We start from the raw sequence: 19,623 nt of genomic DNA, 5'->3' as shown, positions 1-19,623 counted from the left end.
GTTATGTTGCGCGCCAACAAATCTCAACATAATCAGGTGCCACCATGTCTGATCAGACACAAAAACAATCCCCGGCTACACTTACCGCACAGGCCCTTGGTTGGGTCGATGACGCAACCCGTTCGGTTACACCGCCGCTTTATCCATCGACGACGTTCGAACGCAATACAGACCTTAGCTACCATGACGGGCGTTGCTATACCCGTGCGGACAACCCGACCTATGATCAAACCTGCGAAGTTCTGAATGCCCTTGAAGGCGGGGTTGAAACCCGCCTGTTCGCATCAGGCATGGCAGCCGCCGTTGCCGTTTTGCATGCGCTGAACCCTGGCGATCATGTGGTCGCGCCCAAGGTGATGTATTGGGCGCTGCGCAGCTTCATGCTTGATAGTGGTGTGCGGGCCGGTCTTTTGTTTGATTTTGTCGATAATGGCGATATCGATCAGTGGGATCAGCATATTAAACCCGGCAAGACCAAGATGGTCTGGCTTGAAACCCCGGCCAATCCCGATTGGCAGATCACCGACATTGCCGCAGTTGCCGCCATTGCCCGTAAGGCCGGCGCACAGGTTGTCGTTGATAACACGGTTGCGACCCCGCTTTTGACCCGCCCGATTGATTTTGGTGCTGATATCGTCATGCATTCGGCCACCAAATACCTTAATGGCCACAGTGATGTATTGGCAGGGTCATTGACCACTGCCAAGGATAGCGAATTCTGGCAACGTGTTTGTAAACAGCACGCATCAGGCGGTGCTGTTTTGGGTGTATTTGAAACATGGCTTTTGCTGCGCGGGATGCGCACACTTTCAGTCCGTGTTGAACGCGCCTGTGCGACCGCAATGACGATTGCCAGGCATTTTGAAAACCACCCCGAAATCGAACAGATCCAGTATCCCGGACTTGAAAGCCATGTCGGTCATGACATTGCGAAAAAACAAATGCGTGGTGGATTTGGTGGCATGTTGTCGATCCGGGTTAAAGGCGGTGAAAAACGCGCCGTTGATTTCCATAACCAATGCAAACTGTTCAAACGCGCGACATCGCTTGGCGGGGTTGAAAGCCTGATTGAGCATCGATCCTCCGTCGAAGGGCCAACAAGCCCTGTTCCGGCTGACTTGCTGCGACTGTCTGTGGGCATCGAAGATGTAAATGATCTTGTTAACGACCTGGAAACAGCCCTGCAGTTAAGCAAGTAGCTTACACCTATAAGCAGTCAGGAATTAAACAGTCGATGCCAAAGCAACCTAGCGCGTGGTTCCTTACACGATCATTGCCCTGCAATGTCGGTGTTTGGGTTGTGGCCTCGACTGTCCTTCTGGCGGGAATCCCGCATTTATCCCATGCGGATGAGGTCAAAAGCACAGACCGCGAGATACTGGATTTCAATGCCCTACCCCCGGCACCGGGACTGATTTTTGATGTGCAGGCAGGCGAATACATTCTGTTTGATGAATTTGTCCGCCGCCTGATGGATCGGAAATACATTCTGATCGGAGAAAAGCATGACAACCCGATCCATCATCATCATCAAGCCCAGTTGGTCGCGGCCCTAAGTCAGGCTGATCAACGTCATCGGGCGGTGATCTGGGAAATGTTCACCCGTGATCAGCAAGAGTCCCTTGATCAGAACTGGCAGGAACTTCCGGCATCCGACCTTGGCCCGGCACTTGATTGGGATAATCGCGGATGGCCATTATGGCATGACTACGCCCCAATTGCCCAGGCAGCCAAAGACAACAATCTGCCGATGATTGCCGGAAACCTGCCCGAAGACGTTCTGCGCCCGATGATTTCAGACGGCGTTTCCGCCCTGCCCGATGATCTTTCAAATCAACTGGCTTTGCCGAAAGTCCCCAAGGACATTCTTGAACGCTTTAACGTCGAGATTGCCGAAAATCATTGCAATATGCTGCCCGAAAGCATGCTGGGCGGATTTTCAACCGTGCAATTCGCCCGTGATGCGTCGCTTGCCCGTGCCATGTATGATGCAAGCGAAGTTGAAAACACACAGGGTGCGTTTCTGATTGCCGGGGCCATGCATGTCCGAAATACAATTGCCGTCCCGTGGCACTTGCAACGATTTGATGCGGACCTTGATGACCAAGACATCGCGGTCATCAGCCTGATCGAGGCCGACGACCCAAGCGATACACCATCTAGCATTTCAGATTATGCCATGCGGTTCGGTGCCATTGATGACATTGATTTTATGTGGTTTACCAACGATATTGTGCGCGGTGATCCCTGCACTGACATGACCATCGGGCAATAAACCCCGTTCTTGCGCCACGTTGGGGCACGCAAAACGGTTTTCGGTTTTTCGGAAAGTTTCAGATCTTAAATGCAACATGCTTTAGTTGATCTTATTTGATCCGGCGCGGCAGCCAGTCGGTTGTTGCAACGGGCTTTCCGCTGTGCGAACGCATCACACGTGGGCGCACGACTTCTTTTGCTTCGGGTGTGTTTGCGGTCTTGCGGACCGAGGCATAGAAATCAACCAGTTCGTCATAGGGAATAATCGTTCCCAGCCCTTCTTTATAGGCCTTGGTAAATGGCGGGTGATTGCGCACGGTCATGCTGAGATGTTCGACAGTATGGTGACCAAACTGCGACCAGATGCTTTCAAGGAAGTGGGTGGTTTTCGGATCAATCGCCTTGAGACGGACATCAGGACGGCATTCTTCCATCACCGCATACAGATTGGGTTCAACCGGCCCGAATTCTTCGGCAACAAAAATGGCCGGCATCAGCATATTGCTGTGGTAATTCGCCCCGTAATAGGCTTGGGCAAGATACAACAAACGGTGCAGCTTCTGCGGCTGCAGATATTCGTTGTCGTTCAGGGCAAGGTCGATAAATCTGAAAGCGGCTTCGAATACCGTGTGAAGGACCGGCTTGTTCTGCATGCTATGCCTGATGGTCTGACGTGACGATGATCAGCAATCATACGGCCTATGGCAAATACCAACAAGCATCACAGATAATTTTTCAGAAATTTCGGGATCAGGAACAGCCCGGATGGCGCAGACAAAATGCGCTAGACGCTGGCGTCAAGCTGTGTGCCGCGTATGCCCAAACCATGAGTCACAGCATTCACCACTGCGTAGAACGACGCCCCGCTATTGACCGACAAATTAAACGGGATTGACGGATCAAGCATGCTGGCAAAATCTTCGCCACTTGTTGCCTCGACCGCCCCGTCGCGATCACTTGACCGACGCGCAGCAGACAGATTTCGCTGTTCTGCACGCTGATCTTTCTGATCACCATGATTGCCTTGACCGGGTTGGCGTTTGTTCTTGCCATCGATATAGGCGTTGAACAAAATCCCGTCTTCATCAGGATTATAGGTATAGTGCTGAGAAGATGCTTCGACCGGGCTGTTGCGATCAACCGTCGCCACACCGCGCGCACCAGCAGCCGCAAGACGGCCATACTGGCTGACTTGGGAAACATTCTGTGTGGTCTGGATCGGTGCAATCATCTTTCTCTGCCTTGCCGCCGGGCGGCAAACGGTGAAACCCAATTCAACTCAGGGATTATACATCAAAATCGCACAAAACGGCAGTAAATTCGAAAAACACCAATTTTATGCTGTGATTAATCGCCTTCGAATTCAACCAGATGGAATTCATCAACACCACGATCGCGGATTTTTTTGGCACCACCAAGGTCGGGTAAATCAATGATAAAGGCGCAGCCAGCGACTTCTGCGCCGACTTTTTCAATCAGCTCAATCGCGGCAAGTGCTGTTCCGCCAGTTGCAATCAGGTCATCCATGATTAAAACACGGCTTCCCAGTTTGATCGCATCCTTGTGGATTTCAATGACGTCTGATCCGTATTCCAGATCGTACTCGACACCAATGGTTTCGCCGGGCAATTTGCCCTTTTTGCGGATGGTGACAAACCCGATACCAAGGGCAAGGGCGACTGCCGGACCAATGACAAAGCCACGGGCTTCGATCCCGGCAATCATATCGATCTTCTGGTCCTGAAATTCGGAGGCAAAGCTGTCGATCACGTCCCGCAGACCTTCGGGGTCTTCGAACAGGGTCGTGATATCGCGAAACATGATTCCCTTTTTCGGGTAATCAGGAATGGTACGGATCAACGACTTAATCGACATGGGATACTCCGGCCAGATTTCAGGTGCACACCCGATGCAATCACAAGCCAGCGCTGAGCACAGCCTGCTTACATTCGGCGACACTTGAATGCCTGAAACCGCTCAAGTTGGCAAGGCACATCCGCGTTGGATGCCTTGCTAGACATCCCGATTGAGTTTAAGCCGCGTATAGTGTTGTCCCGCGAACGATTGCCGTTCTGGCGGGCTTCGCAGCAACGACAAAATCATTCGCCAGCTTTTTGCTGATTTCCGCACGACTTCCGCGCGAAAGACCTGACTGTGCGGCCTGTCGGTTTCCCCAGACAGCCCGGTAAAGGCGATAATCATGGTCATTGATTTGACCGAATACTTTTTCGACTTCCATCAGAGTCTGGACATAACTCTTTTCCATGTCAGCCATCCTGTTGCTCGTTTGGTTTTCGGCGGATTATCCCCCGAAAAGTGATGCTCTGTTTTTCAGTGCATCTGTTACAGCAGCCATATAGTCCGATGTTCATGACCACTCAACTGCAGCACGGTGACAAGATCAGGAAGATTTTGTGACAAGCTGCCTAAATTGTAAAACACCGCAAAATTAGAACTTCCTGACATTAGAACAAAACCGCCAAATTAGGTTCTAATATCCATATAAAACGGCCCGCCTTCCTTCACGGATGGCAGGCCGTTGATTTCATCAATCGGGCAGTTTTGCCAAACTCCCTAGTTCAGCTTTTTGGCCGCTTCGACTTTGGCCTGTTCATCGATCTGCTTTTGCAGAGCATCGCCATATTCGCCGTAGATGCGCCCTTCCAAGGACAGTTCGAGAAAGCGGATATAATCGTTCTGGTCCGTGATCTTCGTACGCGCGACTTTGATCACATCAAACGGGCTTGCTGCATCAAGATCATATTTGCGGATCAGCTCGAGCATTTCCGCGGTGACCTGATCAAGCTTTTTACGGGTATCGCTATAGGAAAGCGTCATCACCTTGTCCTGTATATTGGATGTGATTTCGGGCTAAAATTTCCGGGTGGTTATGCCTGTTTGACGGCCTCGTGACAAGTGCCGCCGGAATGCGACGCATCGCAGGAAATCAAACAAATGCTGATCGCGCACCCCCACTGCCAAATCGACCTTGCATGTCGGAATGCTACTTTAGCTGTGAATTGAGCAGAGAATTAACCTCACAGCAATATTTTACAGGCCTATTCTTATGTAAAAATGAAAGACTGCTTATGTATAAACTTGTCGTGAAGATAAATATTCGACACGATGAGGCTTGCGACGACACCGGGGGATTTGGGATACAATGTCGTTTACGACGATTTTGGGCATTATGGTTGGCCTTGGATTGTTCATTGGCTCGATATTCATTTCGACCGATAACTATTTGGTCTTTGTCAGCCTTTCTAGCGCATTGATGGTCATTGGCGGAACACTTGCCGCGACCTTTATTGCCTACGAAGCACGCTATGTGCTGCTTGCTTTAAAACTTATTTTCAAGATTTTTCGTGCCCCCCAGATGGGCCGCGGACAACTGACTGGTGAAGTCGGCCGGGTCGTCAAATGGGGTTACATTCTTCAGAAAAAGGGCATCAATGCCCTGGAACAAGAAGCCGAACGTGTTGGCAAGGACGAGCCATTTCTTGGCTGGGCGATGGAAGTGGTCATCACCGGATATGACGGCGAAGAGACCGCCGAAATGCTCCACAACGCAATTGATAATTCGTTCAGCCGTAACCTCGTACCTGTTTCAATTCTTAAAAGCATGGCGGCTGCCGCACCGGCATTTGGTATGATCGGGACGTTGGTTGGTCTTGTGATCATGCTTGATAAAATGGCCGATGACCCAACATCATTGGGTGCAGGTCTGGCGATTGCGTTGATCACGACCCTTTACGGGATTGTTGCTGCGCGGTTCTTCTTTATGCCGGCTGCCAGCAAGATCCAGCAGCGTGAAGAAATCATGCGGTTTCGCAATTACCTAATCGCCGAAGGTTTAATCATGCTGGCCGACCGCAAGGGTCCGCGCGCCATTCAGGACAGGATGAATTCATTCTTGGACCCGGCCATTCACTTCAATATCGATAAGTCTGCGAAATAAGGGATACCGTCATGGCACGCCGCAATAAAGGCATGCAGCCCGTCAAGGAAGAAGAAGTCAACGAGGATTGGCTGGCAACCTATGCCGATGCCATCACCCTGCTGATGGCCTTTTTCGTCATGCTGGTCAGCTTTTCAAAGGTCGAACTCCCGGTCTTTGAAAAAGTACAAGCCGGTATTGCCGAACAGATCGGGAAACGTGAAATTATTCGCCCGACCCAAATCCTTGAAACCGATCTGCGCGATACTGTTTTCAATATGGCGATGGACAGTGCGGTCAATGTTTCGACCGATGATGAAGGCATTCTGATGGAAATGGGCAGCGGGTCGTTCTTTCAGCCCGGATCGGCCAATCTGATCAAAGACGCCGTACCCTTCCTAAAAGACGTCGCCGACCTTTTAAAGGAACCGCGTTATCTGGGCTTTCAGATTGAAGTTACCGGCCACACCGATGACAGCCCGATCAGCTCGCCACGTTTCCCGTCAAACTGGGAACTGGCATCCGGTCGTGCGATTGCGGTTGTACGGTTCTTTGGTGCCTTGGGCGTTGATCCTGCTCAGAAACGAATGCGGGCCATTTCGTATGGCGACACCAAACCGAAACTACCAAACAACGATGATTTCGGCAATCCGATCCCGGAAAACCGCGAAGTAAACCGGCGAATAGAAATCCGGATATTCCCGAAATATTCCCGCGTCTTCTAATGCTGGCGGCGCGGCCACCCGTTGTCATCTGACAACCGCATTAAGGGGCCATATACTGGCCCCTTAATTCTATTCAATACGCAAAACCATTTCATCGCGGGCGGCAAAGGCACCGGACCAGACTGACCTTGCCTTTTGTTCAATCACGGTCATCGCAGCATCGTTATGATCCGGGTCATGATGGAACAGGGCCAGTTTTTTGGCATTGGCCGCCCGACACAAACGAATACCTTCCTGCCATGTTGAATGGCCCCAGCCGACTTTCTGTGGGAATTCTTCATCGGTGTAGGTGCTGTCATAAATCACCAGATCGGCATTCTGAATGAATTCCAGGATAATCTGATCAGGCTTGTCTGGTTCGTGTTCGGTATCGGTCACAAAACAAACCGCGTTGCCACCATATTCCACGCGAAAGGCAGTTGCCCCATTCGGGTGGCGCAAAGGTGCGGTTTTAATCACGATACCTTCGCCCGGATACAGTTCATCCCCGACCTTGAAATCTTCAAATCTTAGGCGGGATTTCATTGCAGAAAGCGGCACAGGAAATGTCGGATCGGCCATCTGCGCCGAAAACACCCGTTCGACACCACCTTGAGCCGTCAAATGCCCCGCCATCACGCGAAAGGAAGCATCCGGGTTATAGGCGGGCACAAAGAACGGAAAGCCATTAATATGATCCCAATGGGTATGGGTCAGGAAGATGGTCGCCTCGGTCACCTTGCGGCGGATTAGATCCTTGCCAAGGTTACGGATCCCTGTACCCGCATCAAAGATCAGCACCTGATCGTTAATCCGCATTTCAAGGCAGCTTGTATTGCCGCCATACACCACATGATCGGGAGACGGGCACGCAATACTCCCGCGGACTCCCCAGAACTTAACCTCAATCGTCATTCAACAGACCTCGAGCATGCATTGACAGTTCGATATCGATCATTGCTGTAACATCTTTGAAAGATAGCATTTAATCCAGACAATCCAATCATGGATTGTAGATCACTCAATCCCCTATCGAAACCGGTGTTCCGATCACAGCGTCAAAGACCCGATCTGCCCGCCCGCAATTAACTGCGACTTCGCAAAGGCCGATCGAATTACAGTAATGAAAACCTTCCCCCAATTGAACGTCAGAGAATGTACGTGCCTTTGGCAAGACATGATCATGAACGATCAGATTTTCTTGCATGTCTTTGCCACACAACCCGGTCATCAGGTTGCCATAGGTATCGATATAAATCACCTCGGCAAGCGCATCGGGCCAGGATTGACCATCTTTGAACCGTTCTGAAACATCCAAAGGACGCGATGAGTAGTCCCGACCGGTGGCACACCACGCTGCCACCGGACCAAAAATATCGCGCCCATGAAAACTGGCTGATACATCATCAGGCACCCAATCAATGCAGCGCAAGGTGACGTCTTTGCCATTGCGGATAATCATTTCAAACAATCCATTATCCGGGCCGACATAGAAAACCCCGTCCACTTCGACCACAAGCCCCTTGCGGTCACTGCCGACACCGGGATCAACAACAGCCAGCACCACGTCACCGGGCGCGAATTCGCGTTTTAATGCAGCAAGTAAATAGCTTGATGCCTTGGGATTTCGATCCGGGGCATCAACCATTAAATCGACCACTGAAATGTCCGGCGCATTGCGCATCACAACCGATCGCATTGTTCCGCTATAGGGGCCGTTCACACCAAAATCGCTAAAGATAAAAATCATCTCGATCAGGATATCCCAAAGTTTCAGGGGCCAAACCCATTTAGAAACAACAATGCCGGTGGCAACCATTCGTCCCCACCGGCATTGCTTTGATCTTTATATAGGGTCTCTGTTGCCAGTACCCTACTTAACCTCACAGAATTGCCCGCGGCGCTTTAGGTCTGTACAGAGCGAACTTGCGGCACTGTCGCTTAGTCCCGTAGCCATCAGGCGATAATACGTGCCCTTACCCGGAATGTTCGCCCGGGTCACACCATGCTGAAGCGGAGCCAACTGACTATATCGGCCTTGCAACACCTGCCATCCACGTTCGGCCTGCCCTTCGTTGCGATACGATGCCAAATGGACGGATCGACCACCACTTGCCATTGCCGCCCCTGCGCTTGCCGGGGCGGCGGCTTCTTCACCTGCCTGAACCGGTCGACTTGATCCGGTTGCCACCTTACGGACGGGTTCACCTGCATTCAGGGTCATGACATTGCCTTGTGCCGGTTCCACAATTGCCGCTTCAATCGCATCGCGTTCGCGTTTGAATTCGTCAGGCGTCACCAGTTTCATCTTTTGCAGATCTTCGATCCGCGCAATCTGACGGGCGGCGTCCATCAATCCTTGTGGTGCAGGCAACGGGTTGGCACGTTGACGTGGCTGTGCAGGCAAAAGCGCGTCCAAAATTGCAGTGCGTTCCGCAACATGTTCCTGCACGGTGATTGCCCCAATCTGCAAGGCACGGTTCAATTGATTAAGACGCTGCTCGACCTGCGAGCCTTCGGGCGGCGGATTGTTCAAGAATGCCGATGGCGCGGCTTGGCTCATGGGCAACAAAGCACCAAGGTTGGCAGAGCGCCGTGCGGAATATTCTTCTGGTGTCACCAGACCAACAGATTGCAGATTGCGCAAAATAGAGAACCGCTTGGCAATCGCTTCGTCGCCGGCGGACATTGCAGCACCAGGTGGAATATCCATCGCCTTGATCGGCCCGCTGGTCATGGACTGACCCATGTTGTTTCCCGTCATGGCCGATGCAGGTGCGGTATTGCCAAGGCTGGGTGACCCGCTCACAATTTGATCATTGATGCTAAGTGATCCCGGAAGTCCCCGCTGCAATCGCATCAGGTTGAATTCAGCCGCATCGCGCAATGGGCGGGGCTGCGTGCCGGTTGCCGATGACATCAACACCGTGCCCGCCGGGTTCATTGCAATCAATGTATCATAGCCATCTTTGGCGCGATCAGGACGGTTGGTATTTTGATACAGAACAGACCGCCACAACAATGCATGACCGTCTTGTGGATTTTTGCGTAAGGCTTCGTCAAAAAACTTCTCGGCGGACGCATAGTCGCCGGTCGCAAGTTGCTGCAGACCAAGTGCAGTATAATTATCATCGGCAAAGGACGTCGCTTCGTCCCAAAAATCCTGATCCAGCAACGGCGCACAGGCCGACACCCATGAAACCATACCGATCACAGCAATCCCCTTGCTGATTTTCAGCCAGTTTCCGGTCCGCTTTGCGGATACCTGCATGGCGCCAATCCCCTATTCTTTAAAGCCTATTTCTGAAAATCATGCGGTATCGCCTTGGCATATGCCAGCGAAAACCCACATGAACTTCCCCATACCGCATTGATTTTGCATCCTGCTTGCCAATAATTCGTTAAAGTTAATTCGCTTGGTAATTTAAGAGCCAACCCGAACGCCCCCTTGCCCTTCCATATGTATAGTTCATATAAGAATAGAAGATGTTTGGGGCATTAACCCCACCTTCAGAACATTATGATTTGATCATTCTTCGCTCTTGGGTGTATGGAACCAACCCATAACGATGAAAAAATATACTTATCTTTCAGGGGTCGCGCGTGATTGAACCGCAGCAATATGGCCAGCAGGCCCTTCAGGAATACCTGTTGCTGGATTATGTACAACGGCTTGAAACCCGCAAATACGGGCATCGCGCTGTGCAAATCCACCTGTCACGGATGAAACCGTTTCATCGCCGCGATTATCATATCCGCGTTGCGACAAATACCTTCGAAAGCTACGTAAAGCTTTATGTCGGCCGCATCTTTGTGCTGAGCAACAACGACCTGCTGTTTATCTGGAAAGATAAATCAATCGCAGACGTCGAACCGGCCGTTGATACGCTGCGCTATCTTTTCCGTGACGATCCTTTGTCACAGGATGAAAGCGAAGAAACCGGTTTTTGCACCTGGTACAACCTGAATACCGAATTTCAGGAATTCCTGTTGCTGTGCCAGCATCTTGATGAACGCGCTAAGAAGCTGCAGAAAAGCATCAATATGCGCACAGCAATGCAGCGCGAAAAGGACGAAGCGCTTCAACCGCTTGATGCCGAAAACCTCGCCCAGCTTGAAGAAACCATTCACACCGCCGATCTTTCCGAACATATCCGTCAGCAGCCGGTTTGCGTCTTTGCGCATGGCAGCTCAAAGGAACTGCACCCGGTCTTTGACGAGTTTTTTGTCTCGATCACCGATCTGCGTAATGCCTTGATGCCCAGTATCGATCTTGCATCGAACCGCTGGCTGTTCCAGCACATGACCGAAGTGCTTGATAAACGCATGCTCAATTATCTGTGCAAGCGAACCTTCAAGACACATGCAAGTTCGTTCTCGCTTAATTTGAACCTTGGCACGCTGACATCGAAAGATTTCGAAAAATTCGACGAGACCGTTCGCCGTAAATGGCCCGGCAACGTGATTATTGAGCTTAATCAGGTCGATCTGTTCTCCAATCTGGAAACCTATCTGAAGGTCCGCGATGATTTCCACAAGCGCGGTTATCGTATTCTGATTGATAACCTGACGGTGGAATCGCTTTCATTTGTTGATCGCAAAAGCCTGAAAGCCGACTTCATCAAAGTCGCATGGCGCGAAGAAATGACCGATAACGTCATTCGTAAAAAATACGGTGAAATGGACAGTCTGGTGAAAAATTCAGGCCGCGAACGCGTGATCCTGTGCCGTTGCGATTCGCCAACCGCGATCAAGTTTGGTCAGTCACTTGGTATCACCCTGTTCCAGGGGCGCTATATCGATCAAATGATCGCCCGTCAGCGCCGTGCAAAACGCGCCAGCAAAGCGGCTCAGCAACAGAAATAACCAACCGTTTGACCGCTTAAACCAACCAATGACGAAAGCCGGGTGATTTATCCCGGCTTTTTTTATGGCACGCTCCTGACAGGTCCTGACTGGAGCGTGCGGCAAAGCGACATATTGCGTACTTCTACCCTTGGCAAGATCAGAACAAAAAGGGTACAAATAAGCATGCTTTATGCGCTTTGCCCAGACTGCCATCACAAATGGCGACTGCATCTTGATCGACCGCTGCCCAAAAGCGGTGCGGGTTCTTACATGCCCTGCCCGATATGTCGATGCCAACGCGCAATTGCCCATGCCGAGCTTCCGGAACTTTCCATCGGACACCTTGATTGCGATGCGTTTTATGCTTCGATCGAAAAACGTGACCGTCCGGAACTGGCCGAACAACCCGTCATCATTGGCGGGGGCCACCGCGGCGTTGTATCGACCTGCTGTTACGTTGCACGCAAATTTGGCGTGCGATCAGCCATGCCGGCCTTTAAAGCGCGTGAGCTATGCCCAAATGCGGTCTTTTTGCCACCGGATATGAAAAAGTATCAGCGCGAAGGATATCGCGTGCGCGACATGATGCGTGCCCTGACCACCGATATCGAACCGCTTTCCATCGACGAAGCCTTTATGGATCTGACACACGTTCGCGATACCCATGGCAAGTCCGCCGCCGAATGCCTGATTGAGCTACAGGCAACGGTGCTCCGCGAAGTTAGCATCACTGTTTCAATCGGGCTTTCCTATAACAAGTTTCTTGCCAAAATCGCATCCGATCTGAACAAGCCTTTTGGATTTTCCATGATTGGTGCGGCCGAGGCTGTTGATTTTCTGGCCGACAAGCCTGTGCGCATGATGTGGGGGGTCGGGCCGGCAATGGAACGTAAGCTCCATTCCGATGGCATCACCACCATCGGACAGCTTCAGGAAATCGATATCCATACCTTGCAGGGCCACTATGGCAGCATTGGCAAACGGCTTTATTACTTTTCACGCGGCGAAGACAACCGACGCGTGGAACAAAGCAGCGAACGCAAAAGCCTGTCGTCGGAAACCACCTTTAACGAAGATGTCGCTGGCATCACAGAATTGACCGAAATCGCAACCCGCCTGACATCACGGGTCGCCCGCGATCTGGCGCGCAAGGAAATCGCGGGCCATACCGTGGTCCTGAAATTGAAATCATCTGATTTCAAAACCCGCACCCGGAACATGCGCCTGACCTATCCGACATTGCGCGAAGACGTCATCCTTGACGCTGCCCTGACCCTTTTGAAAAAAGAAATCGATGGCACGAAATATCGGCTATTGGGGGTCGGGTTGACGGACTTGTTTGCGGCAGACCAGGCTGATCCGGTGGATTTGTTTGCCGATACGGCGGCTGTCATTGTCGACGACAATGCCTCGACACAGGATGAAGCAGCCCCTGTGCGCAAAATCATCGAACTCCCGCGCCCCACGGCCGAACAACTGCGCGAAAGCCTGACCCGGCGGTATCGTCAGCACAAAGGAAAGTCGCCTCAACGGCGCTTCCAGTTCTAAGTTAAAAACCCTGCCAGCCCGCCATCAGGCATAGCAAGACGCAAAAATATCAAACAATTGACTTGCTCCCATATTGCAATGCAGTTGAGTTCATCCAAAATGAACCCCTATAGAAAAATAAGCATCCGCATTCAAAACAAACAAGGCGTCATGCACAGACCATGAGGGGAGAATAAATGTTTGGCGTTGAATTGGATATCCGCACGCTTGCCTTTATCGCAACCATGTCGGCCGTTGTTCAAGCCATTGCATTCATATCACTTTCACTGGTCGCGCGTCGCGGCGTTTGCACAACCCTTTGGGCCCTTGGCGGGATATCAAACGCTATCGGGTTTATCTTATTGGGCTTTCGCGGGGCCATTCCTGACATCGCGTCGGTTATTGTCGCCAATACCCTGATCACACTCGCGCACGGATTTTACTGGCTCGGGCTGGAAATCTATACCAATCGCAAGCCAAGCTATCTGACGACCGGGGCTATCACCGGCATCGTTGCCATACTGTTCGTCTATTACAGTGAAGTCATCCCCAGTGTCTCGACACGTATTATCGTGATTTCAGCCGCACTCGCCGGATTTTCACTTATTTGTTTTTATATTCTTTGGTTCCAAAAACAGGGCCGCCGGACCGCGCCAGAAACGGTGATGGCGCTAACATTCGCAGTACACGGCCTCTATCATGTTTTCCGTGCTGCCTATACGTGGCTTGCTCATCAGGAAATAGCGAACTTTATGACGGCATCGACCATCCACATGGTCGCTTTCCTTGACGTCATTCTTTTCCTGCTTCTGACAGCCGTCGGCTTTACCGGCATGATTATCATATCGCTCAACACGTCCTTGCATGCCGAAGCCAAAGCCAGGAACCGCCTTTTCGCCGTCCTTGCCCATGACCTTCGAACGCCGTTTCACGGGCTGTCTGGTCTTTCCTTACTCGCCCAACAGGATCTTGTTGCCGGCAATCAGGCGCAGGCATTGGGAAATATTCGCCAGTTGCATTCTTCAACCTCAGAAACGCTCAGGTTTCTTGACGATCTTCTGGTGTGGGGACGTACTCTTTTCGACGAAGGCAAGCCAAGCCGGACTGAAATTGACATTGACCAGCTTATCAAAGACACCATCGCGACTGTGCGCCCCTTGCTTGAGGCAAAATCAGTCACGGTGACTTATATTCCACAAAACCTGGCCGGTTATGGTGTTGCCCCGCATGTACAGATGATTTGCCGCAACCTGCTTGTCAACGCGATCAAGTTTTCCAATCCACGCAGCAGGATTCTGATAGAGACAGCCGTTGTCGGAACCGCAATTCACATCCGTATCATTGACCGTGGGGCGGGTGTTTCCGATAAAATGATCGCTGAGTTCACCAAAGGCACCACGTCATACAAATCGACCGAGGGTACATTTGGCGAAATTGGATCTGGCGTCGGGCTGTCGCTGTGCCGTGATTTGTGCCGGGAAGACGAAGAACATCTGTGGCTGGAACATAATCCAGAAGGCGGCCTGATCGCCACATTCAGCCTATCGGCCGAAATACCTGAAAACACAGCCTGAAAACAGAAAATGCCCGCCAGCCGATTGCTGCGAGCATTCAATAAACCATCTTTATTTGGAAAAGATGGCGTCCCCTAGGGGATTCGAACCCCTGTTGCCGCCGTGAAAGGGCAGTGTCCTAGGCCTCTAGACGAAGGGGACGCAGATCGCAAAGCGATTTTATGTGGACTGTGTTTCGGTGGCGTCCCCTAGGGGATTCGAACCCCTGTTGCCGCCGTGAAAGGGCAGTGTCCTAGGCCTCTAGACGAAGGGGACACGCTCACCAAAAACAGTCTGTGTTAACGAGTGGCGTCCCCTAGGGGATTCGAACCCCTGTTGCCGCCGTGAAAGGGCAGTGTCCTAGGCCTCTAGACGAAGGGGACGCAGCGCGTTAACGAGGCCGGTTTTTAGCGATTGGGTCGGGTCAGGTCAAGCGGCTTTTTCGCCCCTGTGACGTTTTTTTTAATCCCCCACCCAAAATAAGGCCATAACCAGCCAAAACCCGCAAAAACCAAGCCTTGATGTTTAACCGGTTGGTTTATTTTATGCTTGCCCTGCCAAATAAGGCAAGCCCCCCCAATTCTGCGGGCGGGATCATCGGCAAAACCAGTTTGACATCAGCCTCTTTTGCGCCGTGCCCCAAACCAGAAACTGATGCCTGCAACGCCAAGACCGGTTCCCAGAAACACAAACATCCAGCGATACCCGTCGGGCGCGCCCGCATCGAATTGACCGATAATAATGCCTGCAATGCCTTGCAGGACAAACAAACCGGAAAATGTTGCCAGATTGATCGTCGTCAGTGCCCGACCAATCTGATGTTCGGGCACAGCCTGGCGTGAGGCGGCATAATTAAGCGTTGCGCTTGATCCAAGAAAACCGTGCAGCAGAAAGAGTGTCGCAGCCACACCGACGCCTACAGGGCCCAGAAACGCCTGCAAAAGGCACGCCCCTGCCCCGACCATAACAGCAAAGACAATAAGCCCGTGGGTTTTGCCCACCATCTTACGTGATAATTGCCCGTAGGCCGGTGGTCCAAGGATCATCCCAATCGTCATGATCAGCAGGATATTCCCCACTTCAACCGCACCAAGATCAAACACATCGTGCAAATATGGCCCGCCCCAAAGTCCCCGCACGGTCAGGATCGCCGGATAGCTGAAGAAAGCCACCCCGGCCAAAAGCCAGACCTGTCGGTTTTTCCAGACTGAAACCATGCCCTGCAGGGCCTCCATCACGGTTTCGCCCTTTTGATCTGTTGGCGCACGGCCCGGAGGCGTATCGCGCACAAACAAAAGATCAAGCACAACAGCGATCACGGTTAAGCCCGCCAACCCGTAATAAACATTGCGCCAGCCATGGGCTTCGACCAGGGCCGCCAAAGGCGTTGACGATGCCAGAACACCAAGCAGGCTGAATGACACAATCAGACCGGACGCGGCCGCAAACTTTTCCGGTGCCGTCCAACGTGCAGCCAACACCAATGCCGACATAAAGGCCGCCGAACAGCCCAGGCCAATCACCGCCTGGCCGATCATTAACCCCAAGACGCTATGCGCGTTGGCAAAAATGACCACCCCGGCAAATGAAAACATCATCAAAAAACCGTTGGTCAAACGCGGACCATATCGATCCAGCATCACGCCAACCGGAATTTGCATCAAGGCAAAGGCGAAATGAAAACTGCCTGAAATCAGGCCAAGCTGTTCCGGGGTAACCGCAAGCTCATTGCGCAGCGGCTCCGCCAAAAGTGCTTGGGCGGATCTGAAAAACTGGCTGAGCGAAAAGGCAAGAAGGATCGGAGCCAAAACCAGCAAAAAGGCTTTGATCCCATGCGAAGAAGATGAAGGTGGCGTCGTGGAATGGTGTGTCATGATGCATCTGGCATAATCCCATCTTGGGATTACGGCAAGTCTTTGCCACACATGGCAAATATGCGCAGCTTATGACCTACTGTCCGATTGACAGATCACCTTCAAATAGCGGGTATTGATCGCCGATCATGCCATATTTCTCCATGATCATATCAAACTGGCCATTTTCAACAATATGGTCATAGGCTGCTTGCCAAGCCGTCAGGGCCGAAACTGATGTTTGCTTTGAAAACGCCAGATAAAGATCGCCACGGCCAAAACTATAAACCAATTCAAGGTCATCAAGTGTCAGTTCCGTTTTCTTCAATTGTTCGAAAAGCTCGATATCCGATGACACCAGAAGATCAATACGACCAACAGCAAGCATCTGGATACCACTGCTCTGATTGAAGATTGGTTCCAGATTTTCAAAACCATATTCCAGCAATGCCTGCTCATGCGCGCCACCTGCCTGCACCCCAATGGCTTCAACATATCGAAGCCCTTGAACCGAATGCACAAGCGAACGTCGCTCTGTCAATTGATAAAGCCCGACGCGGGCCTTAACAATCGGCCCCACCCACGCATACATCTCTTCACGCTGCGGCGTTCGGGTCATAGAAAAAACACCGATTTCAGCTTCGTCCTCAAGACGCAGCATCACCCGTTTCCATGGCAGGACTTCCATCCTTTTGTGATATCCGATGGCACTCGCCATGGCCTGTATCACATCAGCACCAACCCCGCGCAGTTCGTCAGATTCGATAAAATTATACGGCGGGTAATCTTCGGTCAGAAGGGTAACGTTCTGCGCATTTCTTAAATATTCCGGTCCCAACTCATCAAGGGGGCTGGCCTGAACAACATTTCCAACCACAAAGACACACACAGCGATGACCAAGCCCATGCAACCACGGAACATAACTGGAGTTCTGCAGTAAGTGCGGCTTACATGAAAGCGTTGCAGATCATCAGAATGGATCATCACATGGGGCACTCTGCTCTGTTGCTCGGGAACACGAATGAGCTGAAAATTTCAGGCGGAATAAAGACTAAGATCCTAATATATCAGGAATTTCCGCATCAACCAACAGATCACCGTCAAACCGGCAGCGCCACATCATCAATAATCAGCTGAACGCCATCACGTCCCTGCCATGTATCGCGGCGCAAATGCCCCAGAACATGCAGCGGCCGACCGCCATGCTTGATCAATGTCTGGCCCATGTCATTGTCCAGACATCTAAAGGCAATCGCCTTAAGCCGGCCCTTGCCATTTGCACCGGTCAGAATGCAGCGCACATGATCGGCCCCGACAACATCGGCCTTCACCGCACGGCAATCGACAAAGGCAAATCGCGGCTCCGCATTGCCTGCGCCAAATGGCCCAAGCTTTTCAAGCGCATCAATCAGATCAAGTGTCGCGCCATGGGCATGAAGTGCGCCATCGACCGTGATGGTCGGGCGAATGTCGTTTTCGGCAATGATCTTGGCAAAACGTTCTTCAAGGAAGGCCTCAAAGGCATCGCGCTTTTCCGGATCAAGGCTAAAGCCCGCTGCCATGCCATGCCCGCCACCATTGATCAAAAGCGCCGATTGACGGGCGGCAATGATTGCAGCGCCAAGGTCAATCCCGCGCACAGAACGCGCCGATCCCTTAAAGACCCCGTCGACCATCCCCATCACCAAAGATGGCACGTGATAGCGGTCCTTAAGCCTGCTTGCGACAATACCGATCACGCCGGGATGCCAATCTTCCCCGCCGACCAAAACCATTGATCCGACTTTGGTCTGTCCTTCAACCGCACTGATTGCCTGATCAAGGACGATATCTTCGATCGCCTTGCGTTCACGGTTATATTCATCAAGCTTACGCGCGATATCCAGCGCCTCTGGCGGGTTCTCGCCTGAAAGCAGGGTTGTACCAAGGAAACTCTCGCCAACGCGCCCACCGGCATTCACACGCGGGCCAAGGACATATCCAAGATGATACGCACTTGGTGTTTCATTCACCCCGGCAATATCGGCAAGCGACGCCATGCCGATATTTGATCGGTGGCGCATGACTTTTAAGCCCTGCGTCACAAAGGCCCGGTTCAACCCGCGCAACGGCACAACATCACAGACCGTTCCCAATGCCACCAGATCAAGCCAGTTGCGCAAATCCGGTGCGCGAATACCGGCCTTTTCAAGCCAGCCGCGTTTGCGCAATTCGCGCAACATCGCAACGCATAACAGGAACGCAACCCCGGCAGCACATAAATGCCCAAGGCCGCTTTCATCATCCAGACGGTTGGGATTGACCACTGCAACCGCCGGCGGCAATTCCGGTTCGGCCGCGTGATGATCCACAACAATGATTTCGATCCCGGCATCCTGGGCTTCTTGTAGCGGCGCATAGGCGCTGATACCGCAATCGACCGTCAGGATCAGATTGGCACCTTTGCGCTGCAGCTCCAGCAATGCTGGCGCATTTGGGCCATAGCCCTCTTTCATACGGTCCGGGATGTGCACCGGGACATCGGCACCGACCGCCCGGAAAAACAGTTTTAAAAGTGCGGTGCTGGTGGCGCCATCAACGTCATAATCGCCAAAGACGGCGATCTTTTCGCCGTTCTCAATTGCATCGGCAATGCGCGACGCGGCCTTGTCCATATCCTGCAAGGAAGACGGATCGGGCATCAGATCGCGCAATGTTGGCGACAGGAAACTTTCGGCATCATCAAGCCCGATGCCACGTGATGCCATCACCCGGCCAACAATCTCGGGCACGCCAAAGCGTTGCGAAATTGTCGTTGCCAGACGTTCATCATTCGCGCGTTCACGCCACCATTTACCGGTCGCGGATCGCTCGATCCCCATAAAAGTCGTTTCTTGCGCATGATCTGTCATGCCCAATGAAATAGCGTAATCTTGGTCCTGCTTAAACCGGATAATTTGTCTGT

Annotated in this window: 18 protein-coding genes and 3 tRNA genes; 7 read left to right on the top strand and 14 right to left on the bottom strand. The window is 52.0% G+C overall.

Going from position 1 to position 19,623, the window contains the following annotated elements; translation table 11 throughout:
* The first annotated feature begins 44 nt into the window (after positions 1-44).
* A complete protein-coding gene (locus ACQ0MK_RS05440) occupies positions 45-1,199 on the top strand; it encodes a trans-sulfuration enzyme family protein (RefSeq protein WP_430475154.1) in 1,155 nt (384 codons plus the stop codon).
* Between the two features lie 35 nt (positions 1,200-1,234).
* On the top strand, positions 1,235-2,275 hold the full coding sequence (locus ACQ0MK_RS05435) for a ChaN family lipoprotein (protein WP_430475153.1): 1,041 nt from the start codon (positions 1,235-1,237) through the stop codon (positions 2,273-2,275).
* 91 nt (positions 2,276-2,366) lie between these two features.
* Here ACQ0MK_RS05435 and ACQ0MK_RS05430 read toward each other — a convergent pair whose 3' ends face one another.
* The 5 genes from ACQ0MK_RS05430 to ACQ0MK_RS05410 form a co-directional block, all read right to left on the bottom strand.
* Positions 2,367-2,909, bottom strand: coding sequence for a Panacea domain-containing protein (locus tag ACQ0MK_RS05430; protein ID WP_430475152.1), 543 nt, complete (start codon positions 2,907-2,909; stop codon positions 2,367-2,369).
* 131 nt (positions 2,910-3,040) lie between these two features.
* Positions 3,041-3,487: a hypothetical protein gene (locus ACQ0MK_RS05425; protein WP_430475151.1), complete on the bottom strand. Its 447-nt coding sequence runs from the start codon at positions 3,485-3,487 to the stop codon at positions 3,041-3,043.
* A 116-nt stretch (positions 3,488-3,603) separates the two neighbouring features.
* Positions 3,604-4,131 carry an adenine phosphoribosyltransferase gene (locus tag ACQ0MK_RS05420; protein ID WP_430475150.1) on the bottom strand — a complete coding sequence of 176 codons (528 nt, stop codon included), beginning with the start codon at positions 4,129-4,131 and terminating at the stop codon, positions 3,604-3,606.
* A 157-nt stretch (positions 4,132-4,288) separates the two neighbouring features.
* The gene (locus ACQ0MK_RS05415; protein WP_350042294.1) at positions 4,289-4,522 is read right to left on the bottom strand and encodes a hypothetical protein; all 234 of its coding nucleotides are present in this window, start codon (positions 4,520-4,522) and stop codon (positions 4,289-4,291) included.
* A 308-nt stretch (positions 4,523-4,830) separates the two neighbouring features.
* A complete protein-coding gene (locus tag ACQ0MK_RS05410; protein ID WP_430475149.1) occupies positions 4,831-5,094 on the bottom strand; it encodes a hypothetical protein in 264 nt (87 codons plus the stop codon).
* A gap of 325 nt (positions 5,095-5,419) precedes the next feature.
* On the opposite strand from ACQ0MK_RS05410, the gene ACQ0MK_RS05405 reads away from it, so the two are divergent.
* Positions 5,420-6,214, top strand: coding sequence for a motility protein A (locus tag ACQ0MK_RS05405; protein ID WP_430475148.1), 795 nt, complete (start codon positions 5,420-5,422; stop codon positions 6,212-6,214).
* An 11-nt stretch (positions 6,215-6,225) separates the two neighbouring features.
* Positions 6,226-6,918 carry an OmpA/MotB family protein gene (locus tag ACQ0MK_RS05400; RefSeq protein WP_430475147.1) on the top strand — a complete coding sequence of 231 codons (693 nt, stop codon included), beginning with the start codon at positions 6,226-6,228 and terminating at the stop codon, positions 6,916-6,918.
* A 69-nt stretch (positions 6,919-6,987) separates the two neighbouring features.
* Here the strand turns inward: ACQ0MK_RS05400 and ACQ0MK_RS05395 are convergent, their stop codons facing one another.
* From ACQ0MK_RS05395 to ACQ0MK_RS05385, 3 genes are all read right to left on the bottom strand, one after another.
* Entirely contained in the window at positions 6,988-7,812 is an 825-nt protein-coding gene (locus ACQ0MK_RS05395; protein WP_430475146.1) for an MBL fold metallo-hydrolase, read from the bottom strand.
* Positions 7,813-7,918: 106 nt separating this feature from the next.
* Complete coding sequence (locus tag ACQ0MK_RS05390) at positions 7,919-8,716, bottom strand: SAM hydrolase/SAM-dependent halogenase family protein (RefSeq protein ID WP_430475145.1); 798 nt, start codon at positions 8,714-8,716, stop codon at positions 7,919-7,921.
* A 54-nt stretch (positions 8,717-8,770) separates the two neighbouring features.
* Positions 8,771-10,168 (bottom strand): tetratricopeptide repeat protein, encoded by a 1,398-nt coding sequence (locus tag ACQ0MK_RS05385; protein ID WP_430475144.1) that lies wholly within the window; start codon positions 10,166-10,168, stop codon positions 8,771-8,773.
* A gap of 332 nt (positions 10,169-10,500) precedes the next feature.
* On the opposite strand from ACQ0MK_RS05385, the gene ACQ0MK_RS05380 reads away from it, so the two are divergent.
* The 3 genes from ACQ0MK_RS05380 (at position 10,501) to ACQ0MK_RS05370 (ending at position 14,846) form a co-directional block, all read left to right on the top strand.
* On the top strand, positions 10,501-11,763 hold the full coding sequence (locus ACQ0MK_RS05380) for an EAL domain-containing protein (RefSeq protein ID WP_350042301.1): 1,263 nt from the start codon (positions 10,501-10,503) through the stop codon (positions 11,761-11,763).
* A 165-nt stretch (positions 11,764-11,928) separates the two neighbouring features.
* A complete protein-coding gene (locus ACQ0MK_RS05375) occupies positions 11,929-13,293 on the top strand; it encodes a DNA polymerase IV (RefSeq protein ID WP_430475143.1) in 1,365 nt (454 codons plus the stop codon).
* Between the two features lie 176 nt (positions 13,294-13,469).
* The gene (locus ACQ0MK_RS05370; RefSeq protein WP_430475142.1) at positions 13,470-14,846 is read left to right on the top strand and encodes a sensor histidine kinase; all 1,377 of its coding nucleotides are present in this window, start codon (positions 13,470-13,472) and stop codon (positions 14,844-14,846) included.
* 65 nt (positions 14,847-14,911) lie between these two features.
* Here ACQ0MK_RS05370 and ACQ0MK_RS05365 read toward each other — a convergent pair.
* The 6 genes from ACQ0MK_RS05365 to recJ all read right to left on the bottom strand — a co-directional run bounded on the left by ACQ0MK_RS05365 (position 14,912) and on the right by recJ (position 19,540).
* Positions 14,912-14,987 (bottom strand) — tRNA-Glu (locus ACQ0MK_RS05365).
* 38 nt (positions 14,988-15,025) lie between these two features.
* Positions 15,026-15,101, bottom strand: a tRNA-Glu gene (locus tag ACQ0MK_RS05360).
* A gap of 31 nt (positions 15,102-15,132) precedes the next feature.
* Positions 15,133-15,208, bottom strand: a tRNA-Glu gene (locus ACQ0MK_RS05355).
* Between the two features lie 234 nt (positions 15,209-15,442).
* Positions 15,443-16,699, bottom strand: a complete 1,257-nt coding sequence (locus ACQ0MK_RS05350; protein ID WP_430475141.1) for an MFS transporter — start codon at positions 16,697-16,699, stop codon at positions 15,443-15,445.
* A 76-nt stretch (positions 16,700-16,775) separates the two neighbouring features.
* Entirely contained in the window at positions 16,776-17,600 is an 825-nt protein-coding gene (locus tag ACQ0MK_RS05345) for a substrate-binding periplasmic protein (protein WP_430475140.1), read from the bottom strand.
* Between the two features lie 179 nt (positions 17,601-17,779).
* Positions 17,780-19,540 (bottom strand): single-stranded-DNA-specific exonuclease RecJ, encoded by a 1,761-nt coding sequence (recJ, locus tag ACQ0MK_RS05340; RefSeq protein WP_430475139.1) that lies wholly within the window; start codon positions 19,538-19,540, stop codon positions 17,780-17,782.
* Between the last annotated feature and the right edge of the window lie 83 nt (positions 19,541-19,623).

It is taken from the genome of Thalassospira lucentensis, assembly GCF_050516545.1.
Lineage (GTDB): Bacteria > Pseudomonadota > Alphaproteobacteria > Rhodospirillales > Thalassospiraceae > Thalassospira > Thalassospira lucentensis_C.
The sequence above is the reverse complement of the archived record's forward strand: the minus strand, read 5'-3'. Positions and strand labels throughout refer to the sequence as shown.

Coding starts and splice junctions, on each gene's coding strand:
- ACQ0MK_RS05440 (WP_430475154.1), top strand. CDS start 45: ATGTCTGATCAGACACAAAAACAATCCCCGGCTACACTTACCGCACAG.
- ACQ0MK_RS05435 (WP_430475153.1), top strand. CDS start 1,235: ATGCCAAAGCAACCTAGCGCGTGGTTCCTTACACGATCATTGCCCTGC.
- ACQ0MK_RS05430 (WP_430475152.1), bottom strand. CDS start 2,909: ATGCAGAACAAGCCGGTCCTTCACACGGTATTCGAAGCCGCTTTCAGA.
- ACQ0MK_RS05425 (WP_430475151.1), bottom strand. CDS start 3,487: ATGATTGCACCGATCCAGACCACACAGAATGTTTCCCAAGTCAGCCAG.
- ACQ0MK_RS05420 (WP_430475150.1), bottom strand. CDS start 4,131: ATGTCGATTAAGTCGTTGATCCGTACCATTCCTGATTACCCGAAAAAG.
- ACQ0MK_RS05415 (WP_350042294.1), bottom strand. CDS start 4,522: ATGGAAAAGAGTTATGTCCAGACTCTGATGGAAGTCGAAAAAGTATTC.
- ACQ0MK_RS05410 (WP_430475149.1), bottom strand. CDS start 5,094: ATGACGCTTTCCTATAGCGATACCCGTAAAAAGCTTGATCAGGTCACC.
- ACQ0MK_RS05405 (WP_430475148.1), top strand. CDS start 5,420: ATGTCGTTTACGACGATTTTGGGCATTATGGTTGGCCTTGGATTGTTC.
- ACQ0MK_RS05400 (WP_430475147.1), top strand. CDS start 6,226: ATGGCACGCCGCAATAAAGGCATGCAGCCCGTCAAGGAAGAAGAAGTC.
- ACQ0MK_RS05395 (WP_430475146.1), bottom strand. CDS start 7,812: ATGACGATTGAGGTTAAGTTCTGGGGAGTCCGCGGGAGTATTGCGTGC.
- ACQ0MK_RS05390 (WP_430475145.1), bottom strand. CDS start 8,716: ATGGTTGCCACCGGCATTGTTGTTTCTAAATGGGTTTGGCCCCTGAAA.
- ACQ0MK_RS05385 (WP_430475144.1), bottom strand. CDS start 10,168: ATGCAGGTATCCGCAAAGCGGACCGGAAACTGGCTGAAAATCAGCAAG.
- ACQ0MK_RS05375 (WP_430475143.1), top strand. CDS start 11,929: ATGCTTTATGCGCTTTGCCCAGACTGCCATCACAAATGGCGACTGCAT.
- ACQ0MK_RS05370 (WP_430475142.1), top strand. CDS start 13,470: ATGTTTGGCGTTGAATTGGATATCCGCACGCTTGCCTTTATCGCAACC.
- ACQ0MK_RS05350 (WP_430475141.1), bottom strand. CDS start 16,699: ATGACACACCATTCCACGACGCCACCTTCATCTTCTTCGCATGGGATC.
- ACQ0MK_RS05345 (WP_430475140.1), bottom strand. CDS start 17,600: ATGTTCCGTGGTTGCATGGGCTTGGTCATCGCTGTGTGTGTCTTTGTG.
- recJ (WP_430475139.1), bottom strand. CDS start 19,540: ATGGGGATCGAGCGATCCGCGACCGGTAAATGGTGGCGTGAACGCGCG.